20 protein-coding genes and 2 rRNA genes (1 of these 22 only partly in view) are annotated in these 20,700 nt (G+C 61.4%); 12 read left to right on the top strand and 10 right to left on the bottom strand.

Annotated elements, in window-relative coordinates; genetic code table 11:
• A 23S ribosomal RNA gene (locus KI797_RS20290) occupies positions 1–1,000 on the top strand (it extends 1,890 nt beyond the left edge of the window).
• 122 nt (positions 1,001–1,122) lie between these two features.
• Positions 1,123–1,237, top strand: a 5S ribosomal RNA gene (gene rrf / locus KI797_RS20285).
• 99 nt (positions 1,238–1,336) lie between these two features.
• Here rrf and KI797_RS20280 read toward each other — a convergent pair.
• From KI797_RS20280 to ilvY, 3 genes are all read right to left on the bottom strand, one after another.
• On the bottom strand, positions 1,337–3,910 hold the full coding sequence (locus KI797_RS20280) for a bifunctional acetate--CoA ligase family protein/GNAT family N-acetyltransferase (RefSeq protein ID WP_226170807.1): 2,574 nt from the start codon (positions 3,908–3,910) through the stop codon (positions 1,337–1,339).
• A 91-nt stretch (positions 3,911–4,001) separates the two neighbouring features.
• Positions 4,002–4,193 carry a hypothetical protein gene (locus tag KI797_RS20275; RefSeq protein WP_005323772.1) on the bottom strand — a complete coding sequence of 64 codons (192 nt, stop codon included), beginning with the start codon at positions 4,191–4,193 and terminating at the stop codon, positions 4,002–4,004.
• Between the two features lie 102 nt (positions 4,194–4,295).
• Positions 4,296–5,189 carry an HTH-type transcriptional activator IlvY gene (gene ilvY, locus KI797_RS20270; protein ID WP_005323770.1) on the bottom strand — a complete coding sequence of 298 codons (894 nt, stop codon included), beginning with the start codon at positions 5,187–5,189 and terminating at the stop codon, positions 4,296–4,298.
• A gap of 223 nt (positions 5,190–5,412) precedes the next feature.
• Between ilvY and ilvC the strand changes: the two genes are divergently transcribed.
• Complete coding sequence (gene ilvC, locus KI797_RS20265) at positions 5,413–6,894, top strand: ketol-acid reductoisomerase (protein ID WP_226170805.1); 1,482 nt, start codon at positions 5,413–5,415, stop codon at positions 6,892–6,894.
• 151 nt (positions 6,895–7,045) lie between these two features.
• Here the strand turns inward: ilvC and pgi are convergent, their stop codons facing one another.
• Positions 7,046–8,695, bottom strand: a complete 1,650-nt coding sequence (pgi, locus tag KI797_RS20260; RefSeq protein WP_226170803.1) for a glucose-6-phosphate isomerase — start codon at positions 8,693–8,695, stop codon at positions 7,046–7,048.
• 418 nt (positions 8,696–9,113) lie between these two features.
• On the opposite strand from pgi, the gene KI797_RS20255 reads away from it, so the two are divergent.
• The gene (locus tag KI797_RS20255) at positions 9,114–9,302 is read left to right on the top strand and encodes a holin (RefSeq protein ID WP_005323764.1); all 189 of its coding nucleotides are present in this window, start codon (positions 9,114–9,116) and stop codon (positions 9,300–9,302) included.
• A 130-nt stretch (positions 9,303–9,432) separates the two neighbouring features.
• On the opposite strand, the gene KI797_RS20250 is transcribed toward KI797_RS20255, so the two are convergent.
• The 4 genes from KI797_RS20250 to coaBC all read right to left on the bottom strand — a co-directional run bounded on the left by KI797_RS20250 (position 9,433) and on the right by coaBC (position 12,895).
• Positions 9,433–10,269, bottom strand: a complete 837-nt coding sequence (locus tag KI797_RS20250; RefSeq protein ID WP_043128777.1) for a mechanosensitive ion channel domain-containing protein — start codon at positions 10,267–10,269, stop codon at positions 9,433–9,435.
• A gap of 173 nt (positions 10,270–10,442) precedes the next feature.
• On the bottom strand, positions 10,443–11,039 hold the full coding sequence (gene slmA / locus KI797_RS20245; protein ID WP_005323760.1) for a nucleoid occlusion factor SlmA: 597 nt from the start codon (positions 11,037–11,039) through the stop codon (positions 10,443–10,445).
• 70 nt (positions 11,040–11,109) lie between these two features.
• Positions 11,110–11,568: a dUTP diphosphatase gene (gene dut / locus KI797_RS20240; RefSeq protein ID WP_218410367.1), complete on the bottom strand. Its 459-nt coding sequence runs from the start codon at positions 11,566–11,568 to the stop codon at positions 11,110–11,112.
• 124 nt (positions 11,569–11,692) lie between these two features.
• Complete coding sequence (gene coaBC, locus KI797_RS20235) at positions 11,693–12,895, bottom strand: bifunctional phosphopantothenoylcysteine decarboxylase/phosphopantothenate--cysteine ligase CoaBC (protein ID WP_226170802.1); 1,203 nt, start codon at positions 12,893–12,895, stop codon at positions 11,693–11,695.
• Between the two features lie 147 nt (positions 12,896–13,042).
• Between coaBC and radC the strand changes: the two genes are divergently transcribed.
• From radC to KI797_RS20205, 6 genes are all read left to right on the top strand, one after another.
• Entirely contained in the window at positions 13,043–13,717 is a 675-nt protein-coding gene (gene radC, locus KI797_RS20230; RefSeq protein ID WP_042648929.1) for a RadC family protein, read from the top strand.
• A 136-nt stretch (positions 13,718–13,853) separates the two neighbouring features.
• Complete coding sequence (rpmB, locus tag KI797_RS20225) at positions 13,854–14,090, top strand: 50S ribosomal protein L28 (protein ID WP_005307492.1); 237 nt, start codon at positions 13,854–13,856, stop codon at positions 14,088–14,090.
• 11 nt (positions 14,091–14,101) lie between these two features.
• Positions 14,102–14,269 (top strand): 50S ribosomal protein L33, encoded by a 168-nt coding sequence (rpmG, locus tag KI797_RS20220; protein ID WP_005323752.1) that lies wholly within the window; start codon positions 14,102–14,104, stop codon positions 14,267–14,269.
• Between the two features lie 94 nt (positions 14,270–14,363).
• On the top strand, positions 14,364–14,819 hold the full coding sequence (locus tag KI797_RS20215; protein WP_226170800.1) for a hypothetical protein: 456 nt from the start codon (positions 14,364–14,366) through the stop codon (positions 14,817–14,819).
• Positions 14,820–14,846: 27 nt separating this feature from the next.
• Positions 14,847–15,659 (top strand): bifunctional DNA-formamidopyrimidine glycosylase/DNA-(apurinic or apyrimidinic site) lyase, encoded by an 813-nt coding sequence (mutM, locus tag KI797_RS20210; protein WP_226170798.1) that lies wholly within the window; start codon positions 14,847–14,849, stop codon positions 15,657–15,659.
• A 177-nt stretch (positions 15,660–15,836) separates the two neighbouring features.
• A complete protein-coding gene (locus tag KI797_RS20205; RefSeq protein WP_226173186.1) occupies positions 15,837–16,715 on the top strand; it encodes a VirK/YbjX family protein in 879 nt (292 codons plus the stop codon).
• Positions 16,716–16,791: 76 nt separating this feature from the next.
• Here the strand turns inward: KI797_RS20205 and coaD are convergent, their stop codons facing one another.
• Positions 16,792–17,274, bottom strand: a complete 483-nt coding sequence (coaD, locus tag KI797_RS20200; protein WP_005323744.1) for a pantetheine-phosphate adenylyltransferase — start codon at positions 17,272–17,274, stop codon at positions 16,792–16,794.
• 223 nt (positions 17,275–17,497) lie between these two features.
• Between coaD and KI797_RS20195 the strand changes: the two genes are divergently transcribed.
• Positions 17,498–18,541 (top strand): glycosyltransferase family 9 protein, encoded by a 1,044-nt coding sequence (locus tag KI797_RS20195; protein WP_182787159.1) that lies wholly within the window; start codon positions 17,498–17,500, stop codon positions 18,539–18,541.
• A gap of 58 nt (positions 18,542–18,599) precedes the next feature.
• On the opposite strand, the gene KI797_RS20190 is transcribed toward KI797_RS20195, so the two are convergent.
• The gene (locus tag KI797_RS20190; RefSeq protein ID WP_041207113.1) at positions 18,600–19,388 is read right to left on the bottom strand and encodes a glycosyltransferase family 2 protein; all 789 of its coding nucleotides are present in this window, start codon (positions 19,386–19,388) and stop codon (positions 18,600–18,602) included.
• Positions 19,389–19,601: 213 nt separating this feature from the next.
• Here KI797_RS20190 and waaF point away from each other — a divergent pair, with 213 nt between their 5' ends.
• On the top strand, positions 19,602–20,699 hold the full coding sequence (waaF, locus tag KI797_RS20185; protein WP_218410363.1) for a lipopolysaccharide heptosyltransferase II: 1,098 nt from the start codon (positions 19,602–19,604) through the stop codon (positions 20,697–20,699).
• Position 20,700 lies beyond the last annotated feature (1 nt).

Raw genomic sequence — 20,700 nt, 5'->3', positions numbered from 1 at the left:
GGCCGTAACTATAACGGTCCTAAGGTAGCGAAATTCCTTGTCGGGTAAGTTCCGACCTGCACGAATGGTGTAACCATGGCCATGCTGTCTCCACCCGAGACTCAGTGAAATCGAATTCGCCGTGAAGATGCGGTGTACCCGCGGCTAGACGGAAAGACCCCGTGAACCTTTACTACAGCTTGGCACTGAACATTGAACCTACATGTGTAGGATAGGTGGGAGGCTTTGAAGGCGTGACGCCAGTTGCGCTGGAGCCGTCCTTGAAATACCACCCTTGTATGTTTGATGTTCTAACGCAGGGCCCTGAATCGGGCTCGCGGACAGTGCCTGGTGGGTAGTTTGACTGGGGCGGTCTCCTCCCAAAGAGTAACGGAGGAGCACGAAGGTTGGCTAATCCTGGTCGGACATCAGGAGGTTAGTGCAATGGCATAAGCCAGCTTAACTGCGAGACGGACAGGTCGAGCAGGTACGAAAGTAGGTCATAGTGATCCGGTGGTTCTGAATGGAAGGGCCATCGCTCAACGGATAAAAGGTACTCCGGGGATAACAGGCTGATACCGCCCAAGAGTTCATATCGACGGCGGTGTTTGGCACCTCGATGTCGGCTCATCACATCCTGGGGCTGAAGTCGGTCCCAAGGGTATGGCTGTTCGCCATTTAAAGTGGTACGCGAGCTGGGTTCAGAACGTCGTGAGACAGTTCGGTCCCTATCTGCCGTGGGCGTTGGATGATTGAAGGGAGTTGCTCCTAGTACGAGAGGACCGGAGTGAACGAACCTCTGGTGTTCGGGTTGTCACGCCAGTGGCACTGCCCGGTAGCTAAGTTCGGAATCGATAACCGCTGAAAGCATCTAAGCGGGAAGCGAGCCCTGAGATGAGTCATCCCTGACCCCTTGAGGGTCCTAAAGGGCCGTTGGAGACCACAACGTTGATAGGTGGGGTGTGTAAGCGCGGCGACGTGTTGAGCTAACCCATACTAATTACCCGTGAGGCTTAACCATACAACACCCAAGAAGTGTTCTGGGCCTTGTAGCAAGTGCGAGACTACTTACAAATTCAGTGATAATGACAAGGCAAACCAGCCGTGTCGTTACTCACGTCAGCTTTCTAGATTAAGAATTTGCCTGGCGGCCATAGCGCCGTGGAACCACCTGATCCCATGCCGAACTCAGAAGTGAAACGCGGTAGCGCCGATGGTAGTGTGGCATTCGCCATGCGAGAGTAGGACACTGCCAGGCACCCAATACAAGAAACCCCGCTCACTGAGCGGGGTTTTTTATTGTCTGACATTCACGGCAGCCATCAATATCTGACTGATTTACAACTGTATCCTATCTTCATCGGCCCTGATCTGCGCAGGGCAGCACCATATTGACTATGCCGTCTTCCAACTGGATGTCGATCTGGAAACCCAGCCGCTTGGCCAGATTGATCATGCCGCGATTGCTGGGCATGGTCATCCCCGACAGCTGGCCGATGCCACGCTCTCTGGCGTAACGCACTATCTTTTCCATCATCAACTTGCCAAGCCCCAACCCCTTTAGGTCGGATCGCACCAGGATGGCAAATTCCGCATCGGACTGGTCCGGATTGGAGATGGCGCGCACCACTCCCAGGATCTGCTGGTTGTAGGGCCCATCCTGCCCCACGGCGACGAAGGCCATCTCCCGGTCGTAATCGATCTGGGTCATGCGTGCCAGTTCTTCATGGCCCAGCTCCCCCACGTCGGCGAAGAAGCGCTTGTATCTGTCTTCATCGGAGACCTTGAGCACGAACTGCTTGTGGGCCGGTTCGTCCTCCGGTCGGATCGGGCGCAGCAGGACATGACTCTGATCCTTGAGCCAGGCCCCCTCCTCCAGTTCGGTGGGATAGGGGCGAATGGCCAGTGGCAGCATCTGGTGCCCTTCTTCCATCAGCACCAGCCTGGCATCCAGGATCACCATCTCTTCGCCACAGGCCTGCAGCGGGTGCAGATCCAGCTCCTGGATTTCGGGGAAGGCCAGCAGCAGTTCGGATAGCTGGCACAAAACCTGGCCGAGGGCATCGATATCGAGTCGTACCGGGCTGGCCTGTTCGCGGATCTTGCCATTCTTGAGGGCACCGATGATCTGGTAGCGAGCGAGCGCCTGGTTGAGCGGTGGCAGGGCCGCGACCATCTCGTGGGGTTCGGCACCTGACTCCCCGAGCAGGATGACGGGGCCGAACACAGGATCCTGCTGCAAGCGGATCCTCAGCTCCAGACCCCCGCTGCGGCGCGCCATGCGCTGCACCAGCAGCCCCTCTATTCGGGCCCCAGGGTCGTGCTGACGGACCCGGTCCAGGATGGCATCCGCCGCCTGGGCCACTTCCGCCGAGGTGCGCAAGTTCAGCATGACGCCGTGTACCTCGGATTTGTGGGCTATATCCGGTGAGCGCAGCTTAACCGCCACCGGGTAGCCTATCTGTTCCGCGGTCAGCGCCGCTTCGATGGCATCGGAAACGATCCAGGTCGATAGGGTGGAAAGGCCTGCCGCCTGCATGATGGGTTGCGCCAGGTGGGTATCCAGTACCCGTTGTTTGCGATCCAGTGCCTGGTGGAGCAACTGCTGACAGCGCTCGGCATCGAGCCTGTCCCCTTGCAGGGAGGCGGGGGTCTCCATCAACTGCTTCTGGTTGCGGCGGTATTCCACCATGTGCATGAAGGCGGTGACGGCACTCTCCGGAGTACGGTAAGTCGGGATCCCGGCCTCATTGAACAGACGACGTCCTTCTTGGGCCGAGTATTCTCCCGCCCAGTTGGTCAGGATGTTGAAGCGCCTGGCTCTGGGGTGCTGCTTGAGGAAATCGATCAGACTGCTGGCCAGGGTTGCACCGCGAGCGGTGAGGGAGGGGGCATGGATCAGCAGGATGGCATCAGCTTTGTCTCCTTGCAGCAACTCGTCCAGCGCGGTTTTGTAGGCCTCCACATCGGCATCGCTGCCTATATCCAGAGGAAGCATGGCCATCTTGCCGCCGCGCGCCAGCAGCACGTCTGCAGCCATGTTGGCCAGGCCACGCCCGTTGGAGAGGATGGCGAGCCGCTCCCCCTTGAGGGTAAGAGAGTGGCTCAGGGTTTCGACGGTGGCAAACAGCTCATGGGTGTCTCGAACCCGCAGCATGCCGGCCCGGCGGATAGCGGCGTCATAGACGTTGTCGAGGCCGTTGGCCGGATCGTGGCGGCCGCTCTTGAGCACCAGGATGGGCTTGTTGCGAGAGGCGGCACGGGCGGCGGAGAGAAAGTGGCGGGCATCGTGCAGTTTGTCCATGTAGATCAGGATGGCGCGGGTTGTCCCGTCGCGGGAGAGCTGATCCAGCAGCTGGCCGAAGTCGATGTCGCAGTGATCACCAAGCGAAACGAAGGCTGAAAAGCCGAGTTCACGCTGTTTGGCCCAGTCGAGGATGGTGGTACTGACTGCCGCGGATTGCGACAGGAAGGCAACCTGTCCCGGGGTGGCGGCAATGGGGGAGAAGCTTGCGTTAATACCCTGCCCAGGCAACAACATACCCATGCTGTTGGGGCCGAGCAGGCGGATGCCGTATTGCTGGCAGAGCTGCCTGAGCCGCTGGCGCTCGTCGCCAGAGAACTGAGCAGCCAGTATGATGGCCGCTCCGGTTCCTTTCTTGCCTAGCTCCTCGATGAGCGGTAGTACCCGTTCGTGCCGGGTGCAGACGATGGCAAGATCCGGGGAGAGGGGCAGGCTGGCGATATCGGGATAAGCGAGCACGCCGGCGATGGCCCGGCTGTGGGGGCTGACCGGCAGTATGGGGCCCTTGAACTGGCCAGCGAGCAGATGCCGGATGACCACATGGCCAGCTTTCTGCGGGTCACTGGAGGCACCGATGACGGCAATCGATTGGGGTTTGAAGAGCCGATCCAGGCCGCTTGGTTTCATGGGCACTCCTCGTGACGACCCCCGGTGGTGAGGGTGACGGATGGTGCCAGTCTAATACGCTTTCGGTGTTCGTTCTGTGACCCATTGCGGATCACGATCGGGTCAGGGCATTGGCACGGAGATAAAATCTCAGCTCACCCTGGATGCGCCGCACAGTGGCCAGGTGCCTGTCCTGCACATAGACCTCCTGCTCCCGATCGAGCGGGGTGTGCTGGACTCCGAGGCTCTGCAGATACTCTGCAAACAGGATGGCGCTCTGGATTTCGACAAGATGCTGGCTCACGGCATGGCCCTTTGTGGTGGATGGGTTTGCCGGCCAGTGTCCCCTCTTCTCCAGGGCTTTCATACTGACACATTTGACACTGATGTGGGGTCAGCCTCTGGGTCAGCGCAACCCTCCCTGACCGCGTGCTGTGTCCCAGAAGGCGCGGATCAGCGGCTCCTCCAGCCGCTTCTTGAGCACGGCGATCCCCACGTCGAACGGCTTGAGGGCGGGCTTGGGTTCGACGATGCGTACCTTGTCCCCCATGGGGCTGTGGTCGATCACGGCGGCAGGCACCAGCCCCACTCCGAAGCCGAGCGCCACCATGGCGACAATCCCCTCGTTGCCAGCTACCTCGGCATAGATGTTGGGGGCGATCCCCTTGTTGCGGAACCACTGGTCACAGCGTTTGCGAGCCAATCCCTGCTCCGAGAGGATGAGCGGCAGCCGCTCCCAGTCGGGTTCTCCCTGCGAGAACCACTGGCTCGACTGCGGAGCGGCCCGGGGAGCGATAAACACCAGCGGCACCTGCTGCAGGCTGGCAAACTCCAGCTTGGAGGAGAGGGCATCCGGGCGGGCGGCAATGGCCAGATCGGCCTCGTCGGCCAGGATCTTGTCTACCGCCAGGGCGGGGTCGCCTGTCTCCAGCTTGATCTCGAGCTGGGGATAGCGGCGACGAAAGCGCTCCAGCACCTCGGGCAGCAGGAAGTAGCTGGCGGTGACCGAGCAGAAGACCCGCAGCCGACCCTGTAGCGGCTCGTCGCTGCGCCTGAGCTCCTGCTTGAGCCGCCGCCACTCCTGCAGCAGGCTGCCACCGAACTCCCTCAGCTTCTCTCCCGCCGGGGTGAGCCGTACGCTGCGGTTGTCCCGCTCGAACAGCACGCAGCCGGTCTCCTGCTCCAGCCGCTGGATGGCGCGGCTCAGGGTGGAGGGGCTGACCGCCATGGCGTCGGCGCTCTTGCCGAAGTGGAGGGAGTCGGCGAGGTGGAGAAACAGTTCGAGATTGCGAAGGTCCATCTTTGAATTCCTGCAGCGGCGCTTGTGCCGCCTATATACCGTCAGGCCGCAAGCCCCCGAGATGCACCAGGTGGGAAAACGGCCTGAGAATGCCAAGAGTCACATTTCAATTTCTGCAACGTACTGTTTCGAATATATCAGTTCAGGCAATAAGTGTCCCGCGCTATAGTGGTTTGGACAACGCCGCTACCCGGCATGGAATCAATCGAACGGAGCAATCACCATGGCTAACTATTTCAACACCTTGAACCTGCGTCAGCAGTTGGCCCAGCTGGGCAAGTGTCGTTTCATGCAGCGCGAGGAGTTCGCTGACGGTTGTGCGGCGCTCAAGGGCAAGAAGGTGGTGATTGTGGGCTGTGGCGCCCAGGGTCTGAACCAGGGCCTGAACATGCGCGACTCCGGGCTGGATATCTCCTATGCCCTGCGCAAGGCCGCCATCACCGAGAAGCGCGCCTCCTGGCAGAAAGCCACCGACAACGGCTTCGTAGTTGGTACCTATGAGGAGCTGATCCCGGCCGCCGATCTGGTCCTGAACCTGACCCCGGACAAACAGCACTCCGACGTGGTGAAGACAGTCATGCCGCTGATGAAGCAGGGGGCCGCCCTGGGTTATTCCCACGGTTTCAACGTGGTGGAAGAGGGTCAGCAGATCCGTGCCGACATCACCGTCGTCATGGTGGCGCCTAAGTGCCCGGGTACCGAGGTACGTGAAGAGTACAAGCGCGGCTTCGGCGTGCCGACCCTGATCGCCGTTCACCCGGAGAACGATCCCCAGGGTGAAGGCATGGCCATCGCCAAGGCCTGGGCCTCCGCCACCGGCGGCGACCGTGCCGGCGTGCTGGAATCCTCCTTCGTGGCGGAAGTGAAATCCGACCTGATGGGCGAGCAGACCATCCTCTGCGGCATGCTGCAGGCCGGTTCTCTGCTCTGCTACGACAAGCTGGTCGCCGAAGGTACCGACCCGGCCTACGCCGGCAAGCTGATCCAGTTCGGCTGGGAAACCATCACCGAGGCCCTGAAGCAGGGCGGCATCAGCCTGATGATGGACCGCCTCTCCAACCCGGCCAAGCTGCGCGCCTTCGAGCTCTCCGAGCAGCTGCGCACCCTGATGCGTCCGCTGTTCGAGAAGCACATGGATGACATCATCGCCGGCGAGTTCTCCCGCGGCATGATGGCCGACTGGGCCGAAGACGACGCCAAGCTGTTCGGCTGGCGCGAAGAGACCGGCAAGTCCGCCTTCGAGAATGCTCCTGCCTATTCGGGCAAGATCGCCGAGCAGGAGTACTTCGACAATGGCGTGGTCATGGTGGCCATGGTCAAGGCGGGTGTCGAGCTGGCGTTCGAAACCATGGTGGCCTCCGGCATCTATGAAGAGTCCGCTTACTACGAATCCCTGCACGAGCTGCCGCTGATCGCCAACACAGTCGCTCGCAAGCGTCTGTACGAGATGAACGTGGTCATCTCAGATACCGCGGAGTACGGCAACTACCTGTTCGCCAACGCCGCCGTGCCGCTGCTGCGCGAGCACTTCATGCCGACCCTGCAGGCCGGTGATCTGGGCAGTGCCCGTGCGGAGCAGAAGGCGGTGGACAACCAGGCTCTGCTGGCCGCGAATGAAGCGACCCGCAATCACCCCATCGAGAAGATCGGCCAGACCCTGCGTGGCTATATGAAAGACATGAAGCGCATCGCCGTCGGCGGTTAATGCCGGCGATGGAAGGGCGGGGGTGACGATCCCCGTCTTCTGGCTGGCTTAGACACCTGGCCAGATCTCTACAGGATGGCAACGCCGGCTCCCGGCAATAAAAAGCCCCGCTCAATGAGCGGGGCTTTCGCATTCATAAAGAACTGAAAAATCAGGCCTTCCAGGATTTCCAGGTATTGATCAGACCGTTGGTGGAGCAGTCGTGGCTGGTGACAGCCTCGTTATTGCCCAGCTCCGGCAGGATCTTGTTGGCCAGCTGCTTGCCCAGCTCCACGCCCCACTGATCGAAGCTGAAGATGTTCCAGATTGCACCCTGTACGAAGATCTTGTGCTCGTACATAGCGATCAGGGCACCCAAGGTTTTCGGGGTCAGGCTCTTGAACAGTATGCTGTTGGTCGGGCGGTTGCCTTCGAACACCTTGAACGGCACCAGATCCTTGACCTGCTCCAGCGTCTTGCCAGCCGCCAGAAACTCGGCTTCGACCTCTTCTTTGCTCTTGCCGAAGGCCAGCGCCTCGGTCTGAGCGAAGAAGTTGGCCAGCAGTTTCGGGTGGTGATCGCCGATCGGATTGTGGCTGATGGCCGGTGCCAGGAAGTCACAGGGGATCAGCTTGGTGCCCTGGTGGATCAGCTGGTAGAAGGCGTGCTGGCCGTTGGTGCCCGGCTCACCCCAGATGATGGGGCCAGTTTGGTAGTCAACCGGCTTGCCATTGCGATCCACGTACTTGCCGTTGGATTCCATGTTGCCCTGCTGGAAGTAGGCAGGGAAGCGGTGCATGTACTGATCGTACGGCAGAATGGCTTCGGACTCGGCACCGTAGAAGTTGTTGTACCAGAGGCCAATCAGCGCCAGCAGCACCGGCACGTTCTGCTCATAGGAGGCAGTAGCGAAGTGCATGTCCATCTCGAAGGCACCTTGCAGCAGGGCTTCGAAATTTTCAAAGCCGACAGACAGGGCGATAGGCATGCCGATGGCAGACCAGGAGGAGTAGCGGCCGCCAACCCAGTCCCAGAACTCGAACATGTTGTTGGTGTCGATACCGAACTCGGCCACGGCCTTGCCGTTGGTGGAGAGCGCGGCGAAGTGCTTGGCGACGTGGGCCTTGTCACCGGCGATGTTGATGAACCAGTCGCGGGCGGTCAGGGCGTTGGTCATGGTCTCCTGAGTGGTGAAGGTCTTGGAGGCCACCAGGAACAGGGTGGTTTCCGGATCGATCTTCTTGAGAGTCTCGGCGATGTGGGTGCCATCGACGTTGGAGACGAAGTGCATCTGCAGGTGATTTTTGTAGGGGCGCAGCGCCTCGGTGATCATCACAGGGCCGAGATCGGAGCCACCGATACCGATGTTGACCACGTGCTGGATCGCCTTGCCGGTGTAGCCTTTCCACTCGCCTGAGATGATCTTCTCGCAGAAGCCTTTCATCTTGGCCAGTACGGCCTTCACTTCCGGCATCACATCCTTGCCATCGCTTTCGATGGGGCGGTCGGAGCGGTTGCGCAGGGCCACATGCAGTACGGAGCGCCCTTCGGTCATGTTGATCTTCTCGCCATTGAACATGGCATCGATCGCGCTGCGAAGATCGGTCTCTTTGGCCAGATCAACCAGCAACTTGAGGGTCTCCTCGGTGATCAGGTTCTTGGAGTAGTCGACCAGGATGTCGCCTTGATAGGTGAGGGAGAACTTGTCGAAACGCTGGGGATCCTGGGCGAACAGATCTTTCAGCCGGGTCTCTTTGTTCGCTGCAAAGTGGGCTTCCAGCGCCTGCCAGGCCTGGGTCTGGGTTGGATTGATGTTTTTCATAGGATTATCAGTCTTCCAAGTTGTGTATGAACCTTGCAGGCAAGGCTCCCGCCAAACCTTATTATTCGAGCATTATACCGGGCCCATTGCGCGGCCCATGTAACAGAGCTTTACCAATTGTCTGCCATCGAAGGAGTTTACAACCAAAACGCTGCGATTATGAGTCACTCATGGCCAGGGGATCTTGAGTTTGCTCATACTTCACCCGGCTTGCACGGGTTGAAAGGGCTTTCATCTATGGCTGGTCGCGACTTGCTGCCTGGCAAGTTCGTGTTACAGCTAAAGGGGTATCTGACAGCCGCTTTTTGGCTCGTTTTATGAGCAGGCGCAAATTGTCAGGGTTGGGTCTTGGCTAGCATATGAGCCGAATGGACGAGATCTCCCAGGGATGGCCACTGTCTGGAATGAGGAGATCGCAATGAAAGCTGTGTTGTCCCTGTTTGCCCTGAGCCTGATCGCCACCGGCCTCATCGGTCTGCTGACCATGGTACTGACCAGTGCGGCGCCTACCTTGCCGTTACGGGTGCTGGCGGTGATCGGTGCGGTGCTGGGGGGTTATGTGTTGGTGCAACCGCTGCTCAACCGGGTCGCACGCCGACTGGTGTAGTGGCGCCGATCCCTGTTTGCCGAGAACAAAGTCCGGCCCACATGGCCGGATTTTTTATGTTCGTCAGCGGGGGCCGGAAATGATAATGCCAGCCCGGAGGCTGGCATTATGCGTTGCAGCGGAACCGTGATCACGCCTGCGGTTTTTGCATGTGCATCACCATCTGGGGGAAGGGGATCTCGACGCCTTCGGCATCGAAGGTCAGTTTCACCTTCTCGTGGAAGTCGAACCAGACACCCCAGTAATCGCCCGTCTTGACCCAGGGACGCACCACGATATTGACCGAGGAGTCGGCCAGTGCAGCGACGGCGATGACGGCTTCCGGGTCTTTCAGGATGCGCGGGTCCTCGTTCACCAGTCGCTCCAGGATCTGCTTGGCCTTGCGCAGGTCGGAGCCGTAGCCGATGCCGAAGGTCATGTCGACCCGGCGGGTATCCATGCGCGAGTAGTTGACGATGGTGCCGTTGAGGATGGCGGAGTTCGGCACCACCACCATCTTGTTGTCACCGGAAGTGAGGGTGGTGGTGAACAGCTGGACGGATTGCACCACGCCATTGGTGCCGGCCACCTCGATGAATTCACCGGCCTTGATGGGGCGGAAGATGATCAGCAGGAAACCGGCGGCGAAGTTGGAGAGCGAACCCTGCAGCGCCAGACCGATGGCCAGACCGGCAGCACCGATAATGGCAACGAAGGAGGCGGTCTGCACTCCGACCCGGCCCAGGGCGGCGATCACTACGAACACCAGGATGGTGTACTTGAGGATGCTGCCGACGAAGTGGGTGACTGTGGTATCCAGCTTGCGGGTCTGCATCACCTTGACCACGGCACTGCTGATGAGGTTGGCGGCGATGTAACCGATCAGCAGGGTGAGCAGGGCGGCGGCGATGTTGACCGCGTACTCGATGATCAGCCCCTGGTTGTTGACCAGCCAGGTCTGCGCTTCGGTAATGATCTCGGGTTCCATAGGATGTCCTGTTGATATGAAGGTTTATGGCGCATGAATCTAACACCGGAACGCGACAGCCTGGGTCGCATCTGATACTCGTCTCTCTTTTGTGCCACAAAAAGCAAGGGAGGCCAAGGCCTCCCTCTTAGTCGCAACCCCTATGGTGTATGAGGCGCATGTGATGTACGAACTCAGCTCTGTAGAAGTTGGCTACGCATAAACTGCCACTGATCCTCGAACCCGGCGGTGGGCTTGAGCTTGAACTCGGAGCGGACGAACTGGCTGATGCGGCCCTCGGCATAGGCCAGCAGCAGGTTGGCCAGCATGGTCTCATCGAGCTGGAAGCCTTGGCCTTCCCGCAGACGCTTCTCTCTCAGTGCCTGCTTGAGCTGGGTCTCCAGCTTGTCAAACAGGGCGCTGATGCGATCCCGCAGCCGATCGTGCTCGCCAAGCAGGGCATCGCCGTTGAGGATGCGGGTGATGCCGGGATTGCGCTCGGCGAACACCAGCAGCAGCTGCAGTATATGGTGGCAGCGGGCCATGGTGTCCTTCTCTTCGGCCATGATCAGGTTGACCCGTGACAGCAGGGAATCCTCGATAAAGTCGATCAGTCCCTCGAACATCCGCGCCTTGCTGGGAAAGTGTCGATAGAGGGCCGCCTCGGACACACCCACCTCGGCCGCGAGGCGCGCCGTGGTGATGCGCTGGCCCGGACTGGTTTCCAGCATGTGGGCGAGTGCCTGCAGGATCTGATCGCGCCGACTCTGTTTCTGGTTACTGCTTGCCATGGATTCCCCTAAAAAAACAATGGCTTGATTCTGTTATTAGACACAAACCCCAAGGGGCTGTGTGGTCTTGTTATTGGCGACCAGAAGAACCAAACCCGCCTTCACCCCGTTCACTCTGATTGAATTCGTCGACCAGCTGGAAGCTGGCCTGCACCACGGGCAGGATCACCAGCTGGGCGATGCGTTCGCCGGGCTGCATGGTGAAGCTGTCGTTGCCGCGATTCCAGACTGAGACCATCAGCTGGCCCTGGTAGTCGGAGTCGATGAGGCCGACCAGGTTGCCGAGCACGATGCCGTGCTTATGACCCAGGCCGGAGCGGGGCAAGATGGTGGCGCACAGACCCGGATCCTGAATGTGGATGGCGAGCCCGGTCGGCACTAGCGTGGTGTCGCCCGGCGCCAGCGTGATCGGTGCATCCAGCAGGGCGCGCAGATCCATACCGGCGGAACCCGGGGTGGCGTAGGCAGGCAGCGGGAAGTCGGTGCCGATGCGGGCATCCAGGATTTTCAGTTCAATTTGTGTGTTCATAAATCGTTTTTCAGTTGGATCGCCAGGGCGATCGAGTGGTTCAGCGGGTGCTTGTGTGGGCACTCGCATGTTCAATACGATCCGTGTCGCCACGACGCTTTCGTCTGTGGAAATGGCCCAGGGCTCAGGGTCGATAATGGCGTGCAATCAGGGCCACAAGGTGACGAGCCAGCGTCAGCTTATCGGCCAGGGGCAGGGCAGCTTGACCCCCTTGCCAGAAGACGGTCAGGGCATTGTCATCGGCGTTGAAGCCTTGACCTGCACGGGACACGTCGTTGGCAGCGATCATGTCCAGCCGCTTACGTCGCAGTTTGTCGAGGGCGTATTGTTCCACATCCACAGTTTCGGCGGCAAATCCGACGGTGAAGGGTTTGTCTGACAAGGCTCCCACGGCGGCGATGATGTCGGGATTCTTGACCAGGGTCAGCGTCATCTGGTCGTTGTCGCCGGTCTTCTTGATCTTCTGACTGGCGACCTGGGCAGGGCGATAGTCCGCCACGGCGGCGCAGCCGATAAAGAGATCGCAGTCACCGATCCTGCTCATCACAGCTTCGTGCATCTGCAGGGCGCTCTCCACGTCGACCCGCTCAACTCCCTGGGGGGCGGCAAGGGCGACCGGGCCGCTCACCAGGGTCACCTCGGCACCCGCCTCACGGGCGGCGCGAGCGATGGCGTAACCCATCTTGCCTGAGCTGTGGTTGCTGATGTAGCGCACCGGATCCAGCGCCTCGCGGGTCGGCCCTGCGGTGAGCAGCAGTTTGACCCCCGCCAGCAATGGCTCGGCAGTCAGCTGCTGGCAGCAGCGCTCCACCAGTTCGAGGGGATCCAGCATCCGGCCCGGGCCCACGTCGCCGCAGGCCTGGCTGCCGGAGTCCGGCCCCCACAGCAGGATGCCGCGGCTGGCCAGGGTCTTGAGGTTGGCCTGGGTGGCGGCGTTGCGATACATCTGCTGGTTCATGGCAGGTGCCAGCGCGACGGTTGCCGGGGTGGCCAGGCAGAGGGTGGTCAGCAGCTCGTCCGCCATGCCAGCGGCCATTCGCGCCATCAGGTTGGCGCTGGCGGGCGCGATCAGCACCAGATCGGCCCACTTTGCCAGCTCGATGTGGCCCATGCCCGCCTCGGCGGCCGGATCCAGCAGGCTGTCGGCGACCGGGTGGCCGGAGACGGCCTGCAGGGTCAGGGGAGTGATGAACTCCTTGGCGGAGCGGGTCATCACCACCCGCACCTCGGCCCCCTGATCTTTCAGGCGGCGTACCAGCTCGGCACTCTTGTAGGCGGCGATCCCGCCACTGACACCCAACAGGATGCGTTTATCGGCCAATCTCATCTGCTGCTTCTCTTTCGGCTCACTCTGACTGGTCGGCTAAGATAGCACAGGCGATGGACGACGACAGAGGCTGACATGGGGGAGTTGTGGTCGGGCTCCCGCGATTTTTTGCTATGTTTTCTCTCAATAGCCATGGGGGAGAGACAAATGAGCATCAAGGAGTGGCCGGAAGATGAGCGCCCCCGGGAGAAGCTGTTGCGCCGTGGAGCTGGGGTGCTGTCCGATGCGGAATTGCTGGCGATCTTCCTGCGCACCGGGGTCAGCGGCCTGAGTGCGGTGGATCTTTCCCGCCAGCTGTTGCAGCAGTTCGGATCCCTGCGGGCATTGCTCGGTGCCGAGCAACAGGCTTTTTGCGGCGCTCACGGGTTGGGGCCGGCCAAATATGCCCAGTTGCAGGCGGTGCTGGAGATGGGCAGACGGCATCTTGCCGAGCAGTTACAACGGGGGGAGGCCCTCACGTCCCCCCAGCTGACCCGGGAGTATTTGCAGGCTCAACTGCGGGACAGGCCGCGGGAGGTGTTTGCGCTGTTATTGCTCGATAACCAGCACAGAGTGATTCAATTTGTTGAACTTTTCTACGGCACCCTGGATTCGGCGAGCGTCTGGCCCAGGGAAATCGTGCAGATCGCGCTCAAACATAATGCAGCCGCCGTGATTCTGGCGCATAATCACCCGTCCGGCGTAGCCGAGCCCAGTCGGGCCGACCGCCAGATCACGGATCGGATCCTGGCCGCCCTGGCCTTGGTCGATATCAGAGTGCTGGATCACTTGGTGATCGGTGACGGCATCACGGTTTCTTTCGCAGAGCGTGGTTGGTTATGACTGGGCTCTGGCACTGTATTAGTTGATCTTTGATCACGGATGTTGTATAAAATGCCGCCTTCTGTTTGCCCCGCAATCGAAGGCCAGCGGGGCAGATATTTGCTCGAGCAATGAAGTAAGATTTGGAGAGACTGACATGTCTAGAGTATGCCAAGTAACCGGCAAGCGCCCGGCAGTTGGTAACAACCGTTCGCACGCTAACAACGCTACCAAGCGTCGTTTCCTGCCGAACCTGCACACTCACCGTTTTTGGGTTGAGAGTGAAAAACGCTTCGTAAGCCTGCGCGTATCCGCAAAAGGCATGCGTATCATCGACAAGCGCGGCGTTGAAGTGGTTCTGGCTGAACTGCGTGCCAGCGGCGTTAAGGTATAAGGAATTAGATCATGGCTAAAGGTATTCGCGATAAGATTCGCCTGAACTCCAGCGCCGGTACTGGTCACTTCTATACCACTACCAAGAACAAGCGCACCATGCCCGAAAAAATGGAGATCAAGAAATTTGATCCCGTTATTCGTCAGCATGTGATCTACAAGGAAGGCAAAATCAAGTAATCACTTGATGCTGCATTCCCAAAAAACCCGGCTTAGTGCCGGGTTTTTTTATGGATGGAATTCAGTACACTGCCGCTTCAAAGGGAGGCTTGCCATGTTCAAATTGAGCCGTAAAGGCTGGAATAATGTGATCATAGTGGTGGTGCTGATAGTGATCACCCTGCTGCACCGGCTGGAGCAGGCCCAGCAGGAGAACAGCGCTCAGCGGTCCCGTCCCCTGCTGCCCGAGTCTGCCGTGGTGTTGACTTGGCAGGGGCCGAGCTGGCAGATAGAGCGGATCGGCCAGGGTTGGCGCAGCGGGCCGGATCTGGGGCTCAGCAGCGCCCAGCTGGCCGCCCGCATCGAGACATGGCAAGGCTGGCTGTTGCCCCCGGGCGGGGCCGTGCGCGGCACCCCTGTCACCCTCAAGATATGGATCGCCGGCCAGAGCGATCCGGTTGAAGTAGGGCTCTATCAGGATGACGGCAAGTTTGCCGCCCTGCTGCCCCCCTCGACCTGGCTCACCCTGAGCCAGGAGCAGTACCGCGACCTGTTGCGTCCCACCCCCTGAACCCTGCCGTGAGCGAGAGGCCTGTCTATGCCTGAATTACCGGAAGTCGAAGTCAGCCGCCAGGGGATCTCTCCCTGGCTCACCGGCATCAAGGTGACCCGAGTGGTGGTCAGGGATGGCCGGCTGCGCTGGCCCGTGCCTGGCGAGATCCAGGAGCTGGTGGATCTCGTCATCCACAGGGTCAGCCGCCGCGCCAAGTACCTGCTGCTGGAGACCGATTTCGGCACCGCCATCCTGCACCTTGGCATGTCCGGCAGCCTGCGGGTGCTGGACATAGGCACCCCGGCCGAGAAGCACGACCACGTTGATATCGAGCTGGAGAATGGCAAGCTGTTGCGGCTCAACGATCCGCGCCGTTTTGGCGCCCTGCTGTGGACTCGCGAACCCGCCGAGGCGCACGCCCTGCTCGCCAAGCTGGGACCTGAGCCGCTCACCGACGCCTTCAGCGCCGACTATCTGCGGGCGAGAGCCAAGGGGCGCAGCACCGCCATCAAGCAGTTCCTGATGGACAACCAGGTGGTGGTCGGGGTGGGCAACATCTACGCCAACGAGGCGCTCTATGCCGCCGGCATTTACCCCAAGCGGGCGGCGGGTAACATCAGCGGCGAGCGGTTGGGGACCCTGGTGGCAGAAATCAAGCGGGTGCTGGCCGAGGCCATTCGCCAGGGAGGCACCACCCTCAAGGATTTCACCAGTGCCGACGGCAAGCCGGGCTATTTCGTGCAGCAGTTGCAGGTCTATGGCCGGGGCGGCCAGCCCTGTTTCCACTGCCATACCCTGCTGACCGAGGTGAGGATGGGCCAGAGAACCACGGTGTTCTGCTCCCACTGCCAACGCTGAATTACCGTTTTTTGGGCCATATCCTGCCAAGTTGTAAGAGAGTATTGCCAGTCTGTTGATGCCGCTTTCGTCCATGACTACTATCTCGCCAGTTCAGGCTGCGAGGTAATAAAAATGACAGCAGAATCAATAGACTGGGATCATTTATCCCGGCAGGGGCACTATTGCGCCCAGAAAATGGCCCGCTTCCTTTATCCCGATGACAGCGCCCGCAAGACCTTCAATCGCGGCAAGTTCGTGCTGCGCAGTCTGCTCTACCGGTCGCAGTTGAGCCGGGTGTTCGAGCTGTTTCAGACAGAACCCCTGAGGGCCCTGCCTGCCCACTATCCCGAGCTGCTCGACAAGCCGATGCGGCCCTATCGCTTCGCCTGCTCGACCGTGAACCAGCGGGTCAGGATGGTGGAGGATCACTACCGGCTGCTGCTGGCCCGTTATCCCGATCTCATCGACCCACTCTATCTGGGGGAGGGGATCGAACTCGGCCGTTACCCCGAGGGTGGCTGTCGCCTGGTGCTGCGCCACGACGGTACCTTCCGCCGGGAGGCCGAGCTGGCCCTCTCCATCGTCAACGAGCAGGGGGAACGGCTCTACAGCTGCGCCTTCTCGCTGGCGGGCAGCGAGCATGAGCTGGCGCTGGTGATAGGCTCGGTGCAGGGGCCCGAGCCCGGTGTCGAGCAGCCCCAGGAGCAGGTACGGGCTCTGACCAAGGCGGGCCATGGCCTGAGACCCAAGTCGCTGGTGGTGATGCTGGTGATGGCGCTGGCCGCGGCCATGGGGGCCAGCCGTGTCTCGGCCGTGCGAATGAAGGCGCACATCTTCCAGGCCAGACGCTACAGCAAGAAGAAAAAAGCCTGCCTGCAGGCGGATTATGACGAGCTGTGGCAGGAGTTCGGTGCCCTGGATCAGGATGCCAACTTCGTGCGGTTGCAACCCGTGGTGCGCAAGCCGCTGGAGGAGGTGGCCGCCAGGAAGCGGGCCATGTACCGGCGTCGCTACGCCTGGCTGGACGAGCTGGCGCTCAACTGTCAGCAGGCGCTGCACCGCGCGCCGGGCTGACGGCCGGGGCGGGAAACAGGGGCTGTGTCAGGCCGCCCCGACAAACAGGCTACCCTGGGGTAGCCTGTTTGCGTTGTCACTTCCCCTGTTTGGCGGAGATGGCCTGGGCCACCAGGGGATCGACGAACTGGTGGATGTCGCCGCCGTGCAGGGCCACTTCCTTCACCAGGGTGGAGGAGATGAAGGAGTTCTCTTCGGCCGGGGTGAGGAAGACGCTCTCCAGCTCCGGCATCAGGCGGCGGTTCATGTTGGCCAGCTGGAATTCGTACTCGAAGTCGGAGACGGCGCGCAGGCCGCGGATCAGCACGTTGGCCTGCTGCTCCCTGGCAAAATCCACCAGCAGGCCGGAGAAGCCCACCACCTTGACGTTGGGCAGATGGGCGGTCACCTGCTGAGCCAGCAGGACGCGCTCCGCCAGATCGAACAGCGGCCGCTTGCTTGGGCTGTTGGCGACCCCGACCACCACCTCGTCAAACAGCCTGGCGGCCCGGCCAATCAGGTCGGTGTGGCCGTTGGTGATGGGGTCGAAGGTGCCGGGATAGATTACCTTGTTGGTCATGCTGCTGATTCCTGCAACCGGGAAAATTGGTCGCATTATAGGGTCTGTTGGTGGTTTGTCGCGACCGGGATGGCGCGGATTTCTGGCGCGACGCCCCAGGTTGGATCGCCCAAATCAGGGCCCCTTGGCGTCTTCGCTTGAGAATAGCCCGGCATCAGGCAAGAATACCCGCACCGCGCATCAAGCCTCCCTGCATTGGTGACAGGGAGCAAAGGGATTTTTTATGAAACGTATTCTGGTAGTCCGCAATGACAAGATTGGTGACTTCATGCTGGCCTGGCCGAGTTTTGCCATGCTCAAGCGCTCCATGGAGTGTCATGTGACTGCCCTGGTGCCCTCCTACACGGCGCCGCTGGCCCGCCTCTGCCCCTGGATCGACGAGATCATCCTGGACCCGGGTGCCCGGGCCGACAAGGAGCAGCAACGCGCCTTGCTGGCCCGCATCAAGGCGGCCGCCTTCGATGCTTCCATCTGCCTCTTCTCCAACACCCGTAACGCCAAGCTGGTGTGGAAGGCACACATTCCCTACCGGCTGGCCCCGGCCACCAAGCTGGCCCAGGTGCTCTACAACCAGCGGCTGGTGCAGCGCCGTTCCCGCTCCCAGAAGCCGGAGTACGAATACAACCTGGATCTGGTGCGCCGCTTCCTCGCCGACCAGCAACTGAGCGTGGTGGAGCCTCAGGGACCCTACCTCAGTTTCGATCCCGAGAGCCTGCAACAGGTGCGCGAGCAAGTCGCCAGCCGGTTGAAGCTGGATGCGGGCCGCCCCTGGTTGATGGTGCACGCCGGCAGCGGCGGCTCGGCCAACAACCTCTCCATCGAGCAGTACTCGCGCCTCATCATCAAGCTCAACCAGGCTTGCCCTGAATTGCAGTGCGTGCTGACGGCGGGGCCCGGGGAGGAGGGCAAGGCGGAACAGCTGGCGGCCGAGCTGCTGGCCCACGGCGGCAACGGCTGGATTTACCGCTCCGACGAGGGGCTGCCGAAGTTCTGCCAGGTGATGGCCAATGCCGCCTTGTTCGTGGCGGGCAGCACGGGGCCGCTGCACATAGCCGCGGCGCTGGACGTGCCCACCATAGGCTTCTTCCCGGCGCATCGCTCCGCCACACCGCTGCGCTGGCGCCCGCTCAACAGCGAGGGGCGTCATCTGGCCTTCAGCCCGCCGGAAGACAGCGATCACCCGGAAGACATGAGCCAGCTCGATCCCAAGACCATGGCGGCGGCGATCGCCCGCTGGGCACCGCCGTTCTGGCGTACAGAAAGCTGAGAATGCAAACAGGGCCCCTCGGGGCCCTGTCTCGTCATGGGGATGTCACCATGTCGGCTTATTTGGGTGCCTGGTCCGGTGCCTGGGGTTGCTGGCGGATCCAGAGGTCCGCGTACTTCGCGAAGGTGGAGTGGGCGGAGAGGATGGCCAGCAGCAATCCCTGCTTGCCATCGAGGAAGCCGGCCTTGAGCAGGTACATCTTGAGGAAGCAGCCGATGGCGTGCACCAGTCCCTGACCGAGGGAGCCCTTCTTGCCGCGAGCGGTGCGCTGATCAGCCCAGGCCCGGGCGTAGCCGGCGGATTTGACCAGATAGTGCTCCAGATCCCGGTAGGTGAAGTGGAGCAGGTCGCCGTGCAGGTTGACGATCTTCATGTTGGCGCGCACCTCCACCTTCTCGTGCACCAGCGCCTCGTTGTAGCCGGTGAGCGCCTTGGGGTAGAGGCGCAGCACCCGATCCGGGTACCAGCCGCTGTGGCGGATGAAGCGACCGAACACCCAGGAGAGGCGGGGGATGGAGTAGATGGTGTCGCTGGCCGGACTGGCCATGACGGCGGCGATGGCAGCCTTCAGTTCGGGCGTGAGTCGCTCGTCTGCATCCAGCCACAGCACCCATTCGGACTGGACATGGGACTGGGCGAGGCGGCGCTGGCGACCGAAACCGGGCCAGGCGGTGTTGACGAAGAAGCGGGCGCCGAATTCGGCGGCGATGGCGGGGGTGTCATCCTGGCTGCCGGAGTCCAGGATGACGATTTCGTCCACCAGGCCATCGAGGGAGGCGAGGCAGGCGCGCAGGTTGTCGGCTTCGTTCTTGACGATCAGGACGGCCGCCAGGGTCGGTTTTTTCACAGGGTCTGGACTCTTGTTGGCACCCGGCGGGCGGGTCATGCTCGGATTGGCGCCCATTCTAGCCTAAAACCCCGGCCGGGGCATGGGCCCGCTGCCCCTGAAGGCCTCTTGCGTATCGGGCAGGTATCTTCTGTTATTTCTTCAGCCTTTCTTGGGGCATAATCTCGCCCAGTAACGATTAACTGCCGGGCCAGTCCCGAGAGAAGACGCGCGATGAAGATATTGGTGATCGGCCCCTCCTGGGTCGGCGACATGGTGATGTCCCAGAGCCTCTACAAGGCGATAAAGGCGAATCACCCGGACAGCGAGCTGCATGTGATGGCGCCGGCCTGGTGCGTGGCCCTGCTGGAGCGGATGCCCGAGGTGGACAAGGCCATCCCGATGCCGCTCGGCCACGGTGACTTCAAGCTGGGGGCCCGCCGCCGGCTCGGCAAGCAACTGGCCGCCGAGCAGTACGATCAGGCCATCATCCAGCCCAACTCCATGAAGTCGGCGCTCATCCCTTGGTTCGCCAGGATCCCGGTGCGGACCGGCTGGAAGGGGGAGCACCGCTTCGGCCTGCTCAACGACATGCGTAGCAACAAGCAGGCCTTCCCGCTGATGGTGGAAGCCTATCTGGCGCTGGCCTACCCCAAGGCACAGATGAAGAGCCGGAGCGACATTCCGTCCATTCCCCATCCCTCCCTGCACGTGGATCTCATCAACCAGGGCAAGGCGCTGGAGCGGCTCGGCCTGAATCGCGCCCGCCCGGTGCTGGTACTCTGCCCGGGGGCCGAGTTCGGCCCGGCCAAGCGCTGGCCCGAGGGGCACTACGCCGTGGTGGCCCAGAAGCATCTGGATGAAGGCTGGCAGGTGTGGATCTTCGGCTCCGGCAAGGATGTGGAGGTGGCCAACACCATCCGCGACCGGATCAATCCCCTGTCCCGGCCCAACTGCCACGTGCTGGCGGGCAAGACCAGCCTGCACGAGGCGATCGATCTGATGGCCCTGGCCGGTCGGGTCATCGCCAACGATTCGGGACTGATGCACGTCGCCGCCGCCCTCAATCGGCCGCTGATCGGTGTCTACGGCTCCACCTCGCCGCTCTACACGCCGCCCCTGGCGGACAGGGTCGAGATCGTCCACACCGACATCGAATGCCGCCCCTGCTTCAAGCGCACCTGCAAGTTCGGCCACCTCAAGTGCCTGATCGAGCTGATGCCGGAGCAGGTCATCGAGGCGGGCAAGCGACTGGAGCGCAGCGAGTCGGAGGATCTGGTGATCGCGCAGCAGCCGGTGGCGGACCCCACGACCGGCGGCGAAGGCCAGTAGC

The sequence above is a fragment of the Aeromonas media genome, from assembly GCF_020423125.1.
GTDB lineage: Bacteria > Pseudomonadota > Gammaproteobacteria > Enterobacterales > Aeromonadaceae > Aeromonas > Aeromonas media.
Note: the sequence above shows the minus strand (reverse complement) of the source record. Positions and strands in the feature narration are given on the sequence as shown.